Here is a 13,915-nt window from a genome sequence, read left to right on the forward strand (position 1 = left end):
TCACTTGGCGTAAATAAAATCAACAATATCAACGACATAATATTGCCGCAATGTGAAATCTCCAAGGCGGCTCCCACCTGCAGATCAGATCCTTGATGCACGAGAAGGCTGCAAGACAAGCGGTTGAAACTGCCCCGTTTCCGCCCCGATCATGGCAGGTTCTGGACCTGCCTCGACAAGGTGCGATCACGAACCGCGGCGGATGCCGGAGAAAAAGAAGTCAGGCGGCTGGCCGTGGTCTGAGAACAGGGCCGAGTTCGGCCAGCAGAATGGCCAGGAAGATCAGCAGGCCACCGGCATAACCAAGTGCCGGGATCTGCTCGGAAAGAATGACGGCGCCAAAAAGAGCGGCGAACAGCGATTCCGTCGACAGGAAGATCGCCGCCTGAGGTGCGGTGGTGTAGCGCTGGCCGATAACCTGAAGCGTGAAGGCAAGGCCGGTGGCGATGACGCCGGTGAACAGGATCTCGGGCAGGGTGGCAATCACCGCGGCAAGGTCGAAGCCTTCGACCGTCAGTCCCAGGCCAAGTCCGAGGATGCCGGCGAGCGAGAACTGCACGAAGGAGAGCGTCAACGGCCGCCCGCTCGGTCCGACGAAACGGCCGACCAGGATGACCTGGATTGCCCACATCACGGCGCAGCCGATGGTCAGCACGTCCCCTGCATTGAGATCAGCCAGACTGCCGCCGGCCAGCATCCAGATCCCGACAAAGGTCATCAGGGTGGCGGGCCAGATCACCGGATGCAGCCGCTGGCGCATGACCATAAGCGTGATGAAGGGGACAAAGACCACGTAGAGGCCCGTCAGAAAGCCCGAATTGGTCACCGTGGTGATGGTCAGGCCGACCTGCTGGAGCGCCATGCCGGAAAACAGCGCCAGGCCGGCGAGGGCAAATCCTCCGAGATGGGCCGGTGCGACCGGATGAACGGCCCTGCGGCTTTCCAGCCATGCGAAAGGGGCCAGAACCACGGAGGCAACGAGAAAGCGCAGGCCGATGAACAGGTAGGGACCGAGATTGTCCATTGCGGTGGATTGCGCGACGAAACCCGCGCCCCATATGGCACCGGCCGAAAGCAACAGCAGATTGGCGAGATGACGCGGCATGGAGTGGTCCGGGCAAGCGAAAATGATGCCGGACGGCTATCAGGTGGATCTGTGAGCGGCAAGGGCCGATGTGACCGATTCCTGTCACCCGATACCATTCCTGCCGGAGGGTGCGCTGTCTCAGCGGCTGAGCAGCAGCGCCTCGAGGCGGGCGCGGTTCTTGCCCATGTCGCTCTTGCCAAGCTGCGCCCGTGCATAGGCCATGATACCGGTCCGCCCATCAGCCATGGGGGTGGCTTCGAGATGGATCACGTCGGGAAACCGCATCATCGGTGAGTAGGTGACGAAGCGCGCCCTGGACGGGTTGCTGCGGTCGTCGATCCTGCGGGCCAGCGGATCGGTGTCGAGAAGCCGTTGCGACAGCCGTTCGATGGCGATGGGTGGAGCGTCGTCGAACGGGGCGACCTCGAAATCCGGATCTTGGCAAAGGCCCGGACTGCAGGCGAGCGCGTCGTTCGGGGTGGGGCTTCGCTTGTTGGCGCCGAAATCGCGCTGCCCGCGATCAGGCGAACCTGCCATCAGTTCCCAGCTTCGCTCCCGACCGACGAGCACAAAGGCCGCCACCAATGCGCCGCACAGGATTGCGACGCTTAACAGAATGGTCTTGACCATGGCGCGACGTGACCTCTCACCTTTGGCCAGGCGGGCACGGCGCGAAACACGTGCTTGCCGGCTAGTTGCTCGATGCCGGTGCCCGCGACAGGCGCAGGATTTCGCCGTTGCCTTCATCGGTCACCATCAGCAGGGCGCCATCGGAAGCCACACGGACATCGCGTATGCGTCCGTAATCTCCCTTGAGCAGGCGCTCTTCGGCAAGCACTTCGCCGGTTTCCGGATCAAGGTCAAGCCGCACCAGCATCTGGAACTTGAGTGCGGTCACCAGAAGGTCGCCGTCCCATTCGGGGAACATGTCGCCGCGATAGACCACCATTCCGCCGGGCGCGATCGAGGGATCCCAGTAATGCAGCGGCTGTTCGAAGCCTTCGGCCCTGGTGCCGACGCCGATTTCCGCGCCGGAATAGTGGCGGCCGTAGGAGATCTCGGGCCAGCCATAGTTTTGTCCGGGCTTCGGGCGGTTGACCTCATCGCCGCCGCGGGCGCCGTGTTCCACCGCATACAGCACGCCAGTCTCGGAATCGATGTCGAGGCCTTGCGGGTTGCGGTGTCCCTTCGACCAGATTTCGGCGGCGGCGCCACCGTCTGCATAGGGGTTGTCGGCAGGGATAGAGCCGTCTGCATTGATCCTGAGAATCGCGCCGGCGTGGTCATCCATGTCTTGCGCCCGTTCCGCTTCGCCGCGGTCACCGATGGTGAAAAACAGTGTACCGTCATCCGATACCGAAATACGGGAGCCGAAATGACGGCCTGTGCCGGAAAACCGGTTCATCCGGAAGATCTCCGTCACCTCGGTCAGCCGGCTTCCATCTTCGGACAGGCGGGCGCGGGCAATCGCGGTGCCGAGGCCGTTGTCGCCGCGGGCCGTGTAGCTCAGGAAGAGGGTCCGGCTGTCGGCGAAGTCACGTGCCAGCGCCACATCGAGCAGGCCGCCCTGGCCCGAGGCGGTGACCGGGGGCAGGCCTGTTACCGGCGCTGACACCTCACCTCCGCGCACCAGGCGCAAGGCGCCGGAGCGTTCGGTGACCAGCAGCGCTCCATCGGGAAGTTGCTCGATGCCCCAGGGATGGTCCAGTCCCTTGGCGATCACATCAACCTCGACCCTGACCTCGCTGGTGGGAATGATTTCGCCCGCGAATGCGCTCGTCGCGGCAGCCAGCAGGAAAGCCGTCGAAGCCGCGACCAGTGATGCGCCTGCCCTTTTCCGTTTGCGGTGATGTGTCATGAGTACCTCGTTTGCGATCCGTGTTGGTGCCCCTGACCAGATATGGTGCACGAAAGGTGCAGGAAAACCCCTGCGCGCGTGTTGTGTTCCGGTGACGATGCGTAATTTCGAGATAACATCATCAGTCATGGACAGCGCTGATTCGCCCACCAAACCCTCGCCCTCCGGATCCGGGCGGGAACCCCGCCGCGCCGAGTGGCGGGCAAGCGCCATGGCGCTGTTTCTTCCCGGTCTCGTCGTGGCTATAGGCTATGCGGCGCTGTGGATTATCCTCTTTGTGAATGGCAGGGGAGGCGGTGCGCTGGCTCGGGTCTGTCTGCTGGTGCTTGTCATCGTTGTGCCGCTGCTGTTCGCCTATGCCGGGCTCAGGCTGTCGACAACCCGGCTGATGCTTCGCGGCGCCCATCTGGAGGCGCATCCGGGGTTCCCTGCACGCGACCCGATCGTGGTGAATTATCCCGCGATTGCCGGCCTGTCGCTGCGCCGCGGATTGTCGGGCTGGATCACCGGTGCTGGCTCGCTTGTCATCGAGAGGGAAAGCGGGTCTCCGGTCATCGTATCCGGCCTGTCCAACCCTGATGCGGCGCTTGCCGATCTTTCGAACCGGTGCAGGACATTCAAGGGGCGGGAATTCGCGGACTGAGATGCCGGGGGCTCGCCGGAACGCCGGATACGGGCAGGTCTGTTGTCTGGTGTCCGGCCCTGATCTGCCGGTCAAACATGGCATCGGGCGCCGCCCGGGCCTGGAAGACAAGAACCGACAGAAGGATCAGGCATCCAAGCAATGCCATCAGCGCAATGCGCATCGCCGTGACGCTTTCCCGGCGGGCGGGCTTTGTTGACAGGAAGTCATCGTCCGGAAGCATCGTGTTTCCCCGTTCTTTGCTGTTCGGGGCGCATCTAAGCGGCTGATCGCGTCGCCAATCGGACCGGATTGTGGCGGTGCCGGAGTGTTATGATGTCAAGATTGTGTTTCGGGTTAACGGGTGCGCTTGCCGAAGGCTGCCGCGCGGCGCGCCAGCGGCGGACGCGGCACGAAATCGCTTGTCGGAGCCGCTGGCTGGCTCGGTGCGCGCGGGGCCGGTTCGTAGTAGGGCCGGACCGGATCACCGACCTGCGTCAGCTCGGGTTCGGGGAAACGGTCGTCAAATGTGCGCGGCACGATTTCCGGGCGCGCAAGCGCATAGCCCTGCATCAGTTGAACACCGATCTTCTGACAGAACTCGATCTGGTGGTCTTCTTCAAGTCCCTCGAACAGCACCGTAATGCCGCGTTCGATGAATTGCTCCACCATCAGCTTGAGCAATCCCATTCCGGCTGACGTCTCGGTGAAGCGGCGGACCCAGGCGGCGTCGAACTTCAGCACGTCGGGCTTGAGCTCGGAGACCCGTTTGGAATCGGAATCGTCGGCTCCGAAGTCATCGACCGCGATCTTGAAAAGTCTCGAGCGCAATCCGTTGACCAACCGGTCGAGGACCCTTTCGTCTCCGCTGCCCTGTTCGGTGATCTCGCAGACAATGCGGCCAGGCCGAAGGCCGGCGCGCAGTGTTACCTCCACCATCCGGTCGACCTCGGCATCGATATTGGTGACGTTGTCAAACAGGCCGGGATTGAAGTTGATGAACAGCTTTGCCTTGCGGCGGCCGAGTTTGCCCATGTTGAGGATGTGCAATTCGCGGCAGAGCGTGTCGACGGTGACGGCATCGGCCTTTTCGACCACCGAGAAGAAATGACCGGGAGAGACCGGCTTGCCGTCCTGCTGGGCGCGGATCAGCGCCTCGAATGCCTCGATGGTCAGGTGGCCCTGATCGTTCTGGCTGAAGATCGGCTGGAACGCCGAGCGCAGGACGAAAGGCCCGTAGGAGGTTGTGTAAAAACCCCGGTCGTCCTGTAAAAAATGCGGTTCGCGATGCCCGGCCATCATGTCCTGGACTCCGATTTCCGTTGCGTGTCGGCAATAAAGGGTAATCCTCAAAACTTTCGCCAAGGTTAAATGTACCGCTACAAGCTTACCTGGCGGCTTGCATCGGCGGGCCGGTTGCGACATAGAGGGCAACGGGCGCGGGCGCCGCGTCCCTTTGCATCACGTCCCAGCACCGGAGCGCATTCCATGGCCTTTCTCGCCAACGCCCTTTCCCGGGTCAAACCGTCCGCCACCATTGCCGTCAGCCAGAAGGCGCGGGAACTCAAAGCCAAGGGCCGTGACGTTATCGGACTGGGCGCGGGCGAGCCGGATTTCGACACGCCCGACAACATCAAGGCGGCAGCGATCGACGCGATCAACCGTGGCGAGACCAAGTACACCCCGGTCTCCGGCATCCCTGAGCTGCGCAAGGCGATCGCCGCCAAGTTCAAGCGCGAGAACAATCTCGATTACGACTGGCAGCAGACAATTGTCGGCACCGGCGGCAAGCAGATCCTGTTCAACGCCTTCATGGCGACGCTGAACCCGGGCGACGAAGTCGTCATTCCTGCGCCCTATTGGGTCAGCTATCCGGAAATGGTGGCGATCTGCGGCGGCACCCCGGTGTTTGTCTCGACCACCATCGAGAATGATTTCAAGCTGCAGCCGGCCGATCTGGAGGCCGCAATCACGCCGAAGACGAAATGGCTGATGTTCAACTCGCCGTCCAATCCCTCGGGTGCGGCCTATTCGGAAGCCGAACTGAAGGCGTTGACCGAAGTGCTGATGCGCCATCCGCATGTCTGGATCCTGTCGGACGACATGTATGAGCACCTGACCTATGGCGAGTTTGTCTTCAGCACACCCGCACAGATCGAGCCATCGCTTTATGATCGCACGCTGACCATGAATGGCGTGTCGAAAGCCTATGCCATGACCGGCTGGCGCATCGGCTACGCGGCCGGTCCGCTTGAACTGATCAAGGCGATGGACATGATCCAGGGTCAGCAGACATCCGGTGCCTGCTCGATAGCGCAGTGGGCCGCGGTCGAGGCACTCAACGGTACCCAGGAGTTCATTCCGGCCAACAAGGAGATCTTCCGTGGCCGTCGCGACCTGGTGGTCTCGATGCTCAATCAGGCCAAGGGCATCCAGTGCCCGGTCCCCGAAGGTGCATTCTATGTCTACCCGTCCTGCGCCGGGTGCATCGGCAAGACCGCGCCGTCTGGCAAGGTGATCGAGACCGACGAGGATTTCGTCACCGAGCTTCTCGAAACCGAAGGTGTGGCCGTGGTGCACGGTTCGGCTTTCGGCCTGGGGCCGAACTTCCGCATCTCCTATGCGACCTCGGAAGAGCAGCTTGAAGAAGCCTGCAACCGCATCCAGCGCTTCTGTGCAGCCCTGCGCTGATCACCTGATCCAGCGCAATCGACTGACAAATCCCTGCGACCGCCCCGAAAAGGGCGGTCGTTGTCGTTTCAGACCCAGCGCAACACCCAGTAACCGGTGGCGGATGCCGCCGCAGTCAGCAGGGTTCCCCAGGCCATGTCGACCAGGCTCATGGTGACGGGCCAGTTCTTCAGTGTCGCCATGTTGGTGATGTCGTAGGTGCCGTAGGCGGCAAAGCCGAGAATCGCGCCGAGCAGCAAGGCGTCCTGAAGCGAGCCCGAGCGGAATGCCGGGGCAGAGGCGAGCAGGACCACTACGGCCGAGTACATGATGTAAAAGAGCGCGGCGATCGAGAGTTTCGGCTGATCGAGCATCAGATCGCCAAGCTGACGGGCGTAGAAGCCCCTTGCGATGAAACCAAGCCAGATTGCATCGATGACCAGGATGAACGCCGCCGTTCCGGCCCAGGCCTTGAGAAAACCCGCCGGGATCACAGGCCGGCTCCGGTCTGCCGGTGATAGCAGAAGGCGATTGCGGCAAAAAGCCGGTGGTTTCTGATCATTGAAGAACCTTTCTTGACGGTGCGCGCATCTAAGCCGACGCCATTTTCAGTGAGGCCGGAGCAGTTCCGGCATTGGCCGCATAGGCTTGGGGGACTAGTGCGCGCAAGGCGCCCGGGTGGCAGACACATTCGACTGACTGCTCGAGCTGAATGATCTCGCCGTCAATGGCTGCTTTCGATCCACCGCGGAGGTTGGGAAAGTTCAGCGTGACCTTCTGTGCGGTCTCGACATTCATGTCCGGGTCTTCCCGGAGTTTGCCGAAAGCCGCATTCAGCGTCATGCGAAACACCTTGCCCGGTTCGAGGGCTTTCGCCCGATAGACCCCGAGCACGCCTTCATCGAGCACGGTGGCGTAGGACAGGGGGGTGTTGCCAAACAGGTTGTTGGATATGGACACGGCCGAGACGATCTGGCGTGTGCGTCCAGACCCGGTGTCGATCTCGACGCCGAAGCGGGGCGGGTGGAGGATCACCCGGCCGAGCGTCTTGACGGTTGAGCTGATCTTGCGCAGCCGCGTCGATGTGTCGAGCCGCGAGCGCTGATGCACAAGCCGGGCGTGGAGGCCGACGGAAAACTGGTGGACATAGGGCCGCCCGTTGGCGGTGGCGATGTCTATCGGCCGCTCATCCGCCGCGGCGAGAGCATCAAGGGCTTCTGCCGGGTCGAGCGGGAGGCCAAGGCTGCGGGCAAACAGGTTCATGGTGCCCAGGGGGATCACGCCGAGGGTCTTTCCTGACCTGAAACAGGCGCCTGCCGCGGCCGAAATCGTGCCGTCACCGCCGCCGGCCACAATGGTGCTGGTCTGCGGATCATTGGCAACCTCTTCGAGGGTCCTGATCAGGGTGTCGCCGGAGACCAGGCGGACTTCGCAATCGCCGCCGCGCCCGGCCAGTCTGGCACACGCCATGTCGCCGAACTCGCGGGCATCCATTCCCCGAATGGTACCGCCGTCCTGATTTAATATCATGGTAATACGCATTTCAGACCCCGTGTGCGTGGAACGACGCAAGTCAACAATACTGGGGCGGCAAAGTTCCATCACGTCTTCCACTGTAAAGGGATACGGGCGCTGGCTGGCTGTGGATCACCGGCAGCTGTCCAGGCCGCTGGGCAGGCCCCGGATTGTCGCGCCTTCAGCCCGCGTCCGCCAGGCAGGTGGTGCGGTAGGCGAGAAGGCCTTCGGCGAGGGCGTCGAAAGCGACCCGGCAGCGGGGCACTGTCTTCAGGTTCTCGTGCATGACCAGGTATGTCATCAACTCGAGCTTCAACTGACCGGGCAGCAATTCCACCAGATCCGGATCGCGGGCGGCGATGCCGACCTGGCTCATGCCGATGCCGGCTCCGGCCCTTATCATTGCGAGCTGGGCGACATTGCTGTCGCTGCGGAAAGCAAAGCGGGTGTCCGGAAAATAGGGAATGCTCTTCAGCATCTCGCGCACATAGGCCAGTTCACGGTCAAAGCCGATGAAGCGGTGGGCGGCGAGATCTTCAAAGCTGTTCGGCGTTCCGTGACGGTCAAGATAGCTGCGGTGCGCGTAGACCCCGATCGGGATGCCGCCGATCTTGCGGCTGATCAACGCTCCCTGGGTTGGCTTGACCATGCGCACGGCAATGTCGGCCTGCTGCTTGAGCAGGTCCTCGACGGCATCGGAGAGTGACAGCTCTATGGACAGCCGAGGATGGCGTTCCTGGAGGATTGCCAGGATCGGAGGCAACACTTCCAGCCCGATCACCTCGCTGGCGGTGATGCGCACCGAACCCTCGGGGGTTTCGCTGTCTGCCGAAGCAGCCCGCGCAAGCGCGGCTGCACTGGCGGCCATGGTTTCGGCATAGCTGCGCATGCTCAGCGCGGTCTCGGTGGGGAGCAGCCCCTGGTAGGAGCGCAGGAACAGCGGCTTGCCCGCCGCGAATTCCAGCGCATCGAGATGGCGCGCGACGGTTGGCTGGGTCAGGCCCAGCGCCCGCGCCGCTCCCGATTGCGAGCCTTCTTCCAGGATGGCGAGGAAGGTCCGATAATGATCCCAGTCGAGCAGATTCATAGGCATACAAAAATGTATAGCATATCCATGGAATTCCGCAATTCCGGTTAGGGCCGGGTGTTGCGATGATGCGGTCATCACAACCAAAGGAGATCTGTGATGACTGAAACTCAGGAAAACTCGGTAGCAATGACCGCCAGGCCGGTGGCGCTTGTACTGGGCGCCACCGGAGGCATCGGCGGCGCGGTTGCGGCAAAGCTTCTGGCGAAGGGCTATACCGTGCGGGCGATGCACCGCAATGCCGGGGCGCAGGCAGCAAAAACGCCGCAATATGAATGGATCGCCGGTGACGCGATCAATCGCGCCGATGTGATGGCAGCAGCCAAGGGGGCAGAACTGATCGTGCATGCGGTCAACCCGCCCGGTTACCGCAACTGGGGTACACTGGTGCTGCCGATGATCGACAACACCATTGCGGCCGCAGAGGCAGCGGGCGCGCTCATCCTGATGCCGGGAACGGTCTATAATTTCGGGCCTGAGACGTTCGACGCCATTACCGAGGACAGCCCGCAAAGGCCGGTCACGGTGAAGGGAAAGATCCGCGTCGAGCTTGAACAGCGGCTCGAGGCCGCAACCCGCCGCGGTACACGCGTGATCATCGTGCGGGCCGGTGATTTCTTCGGTCCGGGCGCAGGCAACAACTGGTTTGCCCAGGCCGTGGTCAAGCCAGGCCGGCCCGTCAAGGCAATCACCATCCCGTCCGACACCGGTGTCGGGCATCAATGGGCCTATCTGCCGGATGTCGCTGAGACCATGATGCAACTGGTGGCCCGGGCCGGAGAACTGCCGGCGTTCGCGCGGTTTCACATGGAAGGGGTCTGGGACCATGACGGCGAACAGCTGGCAAGCGCGATCCGCCGCGTCACCGGCCGGACGGAGCTGCGGGCGAAGCGGTTTGCCTGGTGGCTGCTGCGCCTTGCAAGGCCGGTCATGCCGCTTGCGCGCGAACTTCTGGAGATGCGCTACCTGTGGCAGAGAGAGTTGCATATGCGGAATGACAGGCTGGTGGCATTTCTCGGCGCCGAGCCGCACACGCCCATCGACCAGGCCGTGAGGGATACGTTGAGCAGCATGGGCTGTCTGGGGCAGGATCCGCGCAATGCTCCGGTTATTGGGTCTGTCTCCCGCGGCAAGCCCGTCTGAGCTCGAAGCATCCGGTCATTGGCGGCCTGGGCGCCGCCAATTGTCGGCCAGCGCCGCACCGGCCTGAATCCGCCGAGCGGCTTGCCCGGACAAGGCAAGGGCCAAAAAAAATGGGCCGCGAGATTGCTCTCGGGCCCAATAGGTATGAAGGTCAAAAAACCTCCAGAGGGGAACAGCTCATGCGGCGGCACTGGGAGGAGTAGGCCGCCAAAGGTGCATCAGCTGTAATCGATATGGTGCTTATTTATGCAATAGGCAAGGGAATGATGCGCATGTCAGCCATGCGAATACTGCATGGCTACTTGCATGTCCAAAAAACAGGCAGAATTGGAAATGCAAAAATCGTGTTCAGTACTGTTCAGTCCGGAAATGCGAGCGTGCACGCCGTTCTGATCAGAAATTCCAGTTGCGCGCCTTCGAGATCAGGAAATCCCGGAAGGCTTTGAGTTTGGCCGCGTTTTTCATTTCCTCGGCATAGCAGAAATAGGTGTCGAAGGTCGGGATGTCTGCCGGAAGGTTGAGCTGGACCAACGCGAGGTCGCGGTTGATCATGTAATCTGGCAGCAGTGAAATGCCGGCGCCGTTGAGTGTGGCCCGCCGGATGGCCGGCAGATTGTTGATCTGCAGTTGCGCCTGGCGGCGGTTTTCGGGCGTGCGGCCGGCTGTTTCCAGCCAGTTTACATCGGTCAGATAACCTGGCGCGGGTTCGCCGAAGGTGATGATTCGGTGGTTGTCGAGGTCCTCGATGGTCTTGGGCTCACCGTGGCGCGCCAGATAGGTCGGCGAGGCGTAGACGTGCAGGTGCACCGTGAACAGTCGCCGCTGGATCAGGTCGGGTTGCTGCGGCTGGCGCAGGCGGATGGCGCAATCGGCCTGGCGCATGTTGACGTCGAGTTCCTCGTTGTCGAGCAGCAACTGCACCTGGACGTCGGGATACAGGCCCTGGAACTCCTGAACCTTCTCTGTCAGCCAACCCTGGCCGAAGCCGACCGTGGTCGTCACCCGCAGCTTGCCGGACGGGCGCTCGCGGGTTTCGGTCAGACGGTTTCTGACCGATTCGAGCTTCATCAGCACTTCGTGAGCGGTCTGGTAGAGGATCTCACCCTGTTCCGACAGGATCAGGCCCCGGGCATGGCGGTGAAACAGCTTGGCGCCAATGTCCATCTCAAGTGCTGAGACCTGCCGCGAGATGGCCGATTGCGACAGATGCAGCTTTTCGGCGGCATGGGTGAAGGAGCCGGCTTCCGCGGCAGCATGAAAAATGCGCAGTTTGTCCCAATCGAGTGGCACCAAGCTCTCTTCCCCTTGGCCCGTTGATCGAGCCTCTATCCGGCGCTCATGCGCCTATTCTGCAGCTTCGGCGTGCCTGACATGTCCCGCCAGATAGCGCTCGGCCTCCAAGGCCGCCATGCACCCCATGCCGGCCGCAGTCACGGCCTGACGGTAGATATCGTCGGTGACGTCCCCGGCAGCGAAAACGCCCGGTACATCCGTGGCAGTCGAATCCGGCGCTGTCCACAAATAACCGTTCGGCTTGTGCTTGAGCTTGTCCTTGAAGAGGCTGACGGCGGGGGCGTGTCCGATGGCGACGAAGACACCGTCGATCGGCATGTCGGTGCTCACGCCGGTCTTGCGGTTCTTCAGCCTGACACCGTTGACCGAGGCGGGCATCGGCGGGATGGCCGGCGCGCCCAGATACTCGACCACTTCGGTATCCCAGATAACGTCGATGTTGTCCTTGTCGAACAGCCGCTGCTGCAGGATCTTTTCGGCGCGGAACGAGTCACGGCGATGGATCACGGTCACGCGTGCGGCGAGATTGGAAAGATACAGCGCCTCCTCGACCGCGGAGTTGCCGCCACCGACCACGACGACGTTCTTGCCGCGATAGAAGAAGCCGTCACAGGTGGCGCAAGCCGAAACGCCAAAGCCCATGAATTCCTTCTCGGTCGGAATGCCAAGCCACTTGGCCTGGGCGCCGGTGGCGATGATCAGCGCGTCGCAAGTCCACACGGCGCCGGAATCGGTCTTGACCGTGAAGGGGCGGTCGGTCATCTCGACTTCGGTGACGAGGTCGTTGACGATTTCGGCGCCGACATGCTCGGCCTGCTTGAGCATCTGCTCCATCATCCAGGGGCCCTGCACCGGATCGGCATAGCCCGGGTAGTTCTCGACGTCGGTGGTGATCATCAACTGCCCACCCTGTTCCATCCCGGCAATCAGCACCGGCTTGAGCATCGCGCGCGCTGCATAGATCGCGGCCGTGTAGCCTGCGGGACCGGAGCCGATGATGAGAACGGGGACGTGGCGGTTGGACATGGAACAATCCTGAAACAAGTGGTGAGACTGCCATCTTGCGGCATCCCCGGTGACCCATCAATGACGAAAGCCAAGAATTTGGCGACCGGCGCGATGATGAGGTGTGACTTGCCACCATTTAGGTGCGACCAAGCCGGTGTTTCAAGCTTGCAGGCAAAGTTACGCACAGAACTTCGCGTCAACTAGGCCGTCGAGGCTTTACAGATGCTGCGCACTGACGCAATAAAGTTTCGCGCACGCCGGAGCCGGAAGCCGGACGGAGCCGCTCATGACAGGGAAGACTTCATGGCAATCAAGGCCGAACTCGATGCGATAGACCTCAAGATCCTGCGCGAACTGCAGAAGGATGGGCGGATGACAAATGTCGACCTGTCCGAGCGCGTCGGGATCTCGGCACCGCCCTGCCTGAGGCGTGTGCGCAAGCTCGAGCAGGCCGGCATCATCCAGGGCTACCGGGCGCAGCTGAATGCTCCCAGTCTTGGGTTTGATCTGGTCGCGTTCTGCATGGTCGGCCTCAAGCACCAGAGCGATGCCAACCTGAAGGCATTTGCCGCCAGGACCAATGAATGGCCGATCGTGCGGGAAACCTGGATGGTCTCGGGCGAAAGCGATTTCCTCTTGCATTGCGTGGCCCGCAACCTGAGCCATTTCCAGGACTTCGTCATCGAGGAGCTGACGGCGGCCGATAACGTCGACACGGTCCGGACCATGCTGACGATCCGCAAGGTCAAGAACGAAGGTCTGGTGGCGCTGTAGTGGCCGCCCCGGCGAGTAGCTTCAGGCCAGGCGACAGGGCTTATGGTCCTTCTTCATCCAGGCGGCTCAGATAATGATGGAAGCAGATGCATGAGCCCGACGATCAGCGCCGTCATCATTACCCGCAACGAAGCAGAGATGCTTCCAGGTCTTCTGGAAAGCCTGCATTTCTGCGACGAGATCGTCGTCGTCGACAGCCACAGCCAGGACGCCACCCGCGAGATCGCTGCAAGCTTCAATGCCCGTGTGATCGAGCGCGATTTCAACGGGTTCGGCGATCAGAAGGAATTTGCCCGGACCCAGGCAAACGGTGACTGGATTCTCTCGATCGATGCGGACGAGCGGGTTCCGGCCGCGCTGGCCGACGAGATTGTCGCCACCGTGGCCGCGCCCGGTCATGACGCCTACCTGGTGCCGCGCCTGTCCTATTTTCTCGGCAAGCCGTTCCGCCATTCCGGATGGTGGCCGGATGCTCCGCTCAGGCTGTTTCGCCGGGATGCGGCGCGCTTCAACTCGAAAATGGTGCATGAATTCGCCGAGACCGACCGGCCGACTGGCCGACTGTCGCATCATCTCGACCATTACACCGTGCGCTCTCTGAAGCAGGCGCTTGCCAAGGCGCATCACTACTCGGTTCTCGGTGCCGAGCAGTTGAAGAAGACCGGAAAGCGGGTTTCGCTGGCCAGCCCCTTCACCCATGCGCTTGGGGCCTTCATCAAGACCTACCTGATCAAGCGCGGTTTTCTGGGCGGGGTCGAAGGCTTCGTGAATGCCTGGATCCATGGCCAGACGGTGTTCTGGAAATACATGATCGCCCATCTTGACCGCCGCACCGGACAACGCCGGCAGAGCTAGCCG

At 62.0% G+C, this 13,915-nt stretch carries 15 protein-coding genes; 5 read left to right on the forward strand and 10 right to left on the reverse strand.

Annotated elements, in window-relative coordinates; genetic code table 11:
• Window positions 1-220: 220 nt before the first annotated feature.
• From GTW23_RS02915 to GTW23_RS02925, 3 genes are all read right to left on the reverse strand, one after another.
• Entirely contained in the window at window positions 221-1,105 is an 885-nt protein-coding gene (locus tag GTW23_RS02915; RefSeq protein WP_252914550.1) for a DMT family transporter, read from the reverse strand.
• Window positions 1,106-1,225: 120 nt separating this feature from the next.
• On the reverse strand, window positions 1,226-1,717 hold the full coding sequence (locus GTW23_RS02920) for a DUF1499 domain-containing protein (RefSeq protein ID WP_252914551.1): 492 nt from the start codon (window positions 1,715-1,717) through the stop codon (window positions 1,226-1,228).
• A gap of 61 nt (window positions 1,718-1,778) precedes the next feature.
• On the reverse strand, window positions 1,779-2,945 hold the full coding sequence (locus GTW23_RS02925; protein ID WP_252914552.1) for a PQQ-dependent sugar dehydrogenase: 1,167 nt from the start codon (window positions 2,943-2,945) through the stop codon (window positions 1,779-1,781).
• A gap of 127 nt (window positions 2,946-3,072) precedes the next feature.
• On the opposite strand from GTW23_RS02925, the gene GTW23_RS02930 reads away from it, so the two are divergent.
• Window positions 3,073-3,588: a hypothetical protein gene (locus GTW23_RS02930; RefSeq protein ID WP_252914553.1), complete on the forward strand. Its 516-nt coding sequence runs from the start codon at window positions 3,073-3,075 to the stop codon at window positions 3,586-3,588.
• On the opposite strand, the gene GTW23_RS02935 is transcribed toward GTW23_RS02930, so the two are convergent.
• A complete protein-coding gene (locus GTW23_RS02935) occupies window positions 3,563-3,811 on the reverse strand; it encodes a hypothetical protein (RefSeq protein ID WP_152007766.1) in 249 nt (82 codons plus the stop codon). The genes GTW23_RS02930 and GTW23_RS02935 overlap by 26 nt on opposite strands.
• Window positions 3,812-3,924: 113 nt before the next feature.
• Window positions 3,925-4,869, reverse strand: coding sequence for an EAL domain-containing protein (locus GTW23_RS02940; RefSeq protein WP_252914554.1), 945 nt, complete (start codon window positions 4,867-4,869; stop codon window positions 3,925-3,927).
• Window positions 4,870-5,055: 186 nt separating this feature from the next.
• Between GTW23_RS02940 and GTW23_RS02945 the strand changes: the two genes are divergently transcribed.
• Window positions 5,056-6,258, forward strand: coding sequence for a pyridoxal phosphate-dependent aminotransferase (locus tag GTW23_RS02945; RefSeq protein ID WP_152007768.1), 1,203 nt, complete (start codon window positions 5,056-5,058; stop codon window positions 6,256-6,258).
• 68 nt (window positions 6,259-6,326) lie between these two features.
• Here the strand turns inward: GTW23_RS02945 and GTW23_RS02950 are convergent, their stop codons facing one another.
• The 3 genes from GTW23_RS02950 to GTW23_RS02960 all read right to left on the reverse strand — a co-directional run bounded on the left by GTW23_RS02950 (window position 6,327) and on the right by GTW23_RS02960 (window position 8,845).
• Window positions 6,327-6,731: a DUF2177 family protein gene (locus tag GTW23_RS02950; RefSeq protein WP_244615115.1), complete on the reverse strand. Its 405-nt coding sequence runs from the start codon at window positions 6,729-6,731 to the stop codon at window positions 6,327-6,329.
• A gap of 97 nt (window positions 6,732-6,828) precedes the next feature.
• Entirely contained in the window at window positions 6,829-7,767 is a 939-nt protein-coding gene (locus tag GTW23_RS02955; RefSeq protein ID WP_252914555.1) for a diacylglycerol/lipid kinase family protein, read from the reverse strand.
• A gap of 166 nt (window positions 7,768-7,933) precedes the next feature.
• A complete protein-coding gene (locus GTW23_RS02960) occupies window positions 7,934-8,845 on the reverse strand; it encodes a LysR family transcriptional regulator (protein WP_382265418.1) in 912 nt (303 codons plus the stop codon).
• A gap of 93 nt (window positions 8,846-8,938) precedes the next feature.
• Here GTW23_RS02960 and GTW23_RS02965 point away from each other — a divergent pair, with 93 nt between their 5' ends.
• Window positions 8,939-9,982, forward strand: coding sequence for an NAD-dependent epimerase/dehydratase family protein (locus GTW23_RS02965; protein ID WP_252914556.1), 1,044 nt, complete (start codon window positions 8,939-8,941; stop codon window positions 9,980-9,982).
• Between the two features lie 393 nt (window positions 9,983-10,375).
• Here GTW23_RS02965 and GTW23_RS02970 read toward each other — a convergent pair whose 3' ends face one another.
• Window positions 10,376-11,272 carry a LysR family transcriptional regulator gene (locus tag GTW23_RS02970; protein ID WP_152011431.1) on the reverse strand — a complete coding sequence of 299 codons (897 nt, stop codon included), beginning with the start codon at window positions 11,270-11,272 and terminating at the stop codon, window positions 10,376-10,378.
• Window positions 11,273-11,326: 54 nt separating this feature from the next.
• Window positions 11,327-12,301, reverse strand: a complete 975-nt coding sequence (gene trxB, locus GTW23_RS02975) for a thioredoxin-disulfide reductase (RefSeq protein ID WP_252914557.1) — start codon at window positions 12,299-12,301, stop codon at window positions 11,327-11,329.
• A gap of 285 nt (window positions 12,302-12,586) precedes the next feature.
• Here trxB and GTW23_RS02980 point away from each other — a divergent pair, with 285 nt between their 5' ends.
• Window positions 12,587-13,057 (forward strand): Lrp/AsnC family transcriptional regulator, encoded by a 471-nt coding sequence (locus tag GTW23_RS02980; protein WP_152007772.1) that lies wholly within the window; start codon window positions 12,587-12,589, stop codon window positions 13,055-13,057.
• Between the two features lie 90 nt (window positions 13,058-13,147).
• On the forward strand, window positions 13,148-13,912 hold the full coding sequence (locus GTW23_RS02985) for a glycosyltransferase family 2 protein (RefSeq protein WP_252914558.1): 765 nt from the start codon (window positions 13,148-13,150) through the stop codon (window positions 13,910-13,912).
• Window positions 13,913-13,915: the final 3 nt, after the last annotated feature.

The organism is Parahoeflea alexandrii (assembly GCF_024105735.1).
GTDB lineage: Bacteria > Pseudomonadota > Alphaproteobacteria > Rhizobiales > Rhizobiaceae > Hoeflea > Hoeflea alexandrii.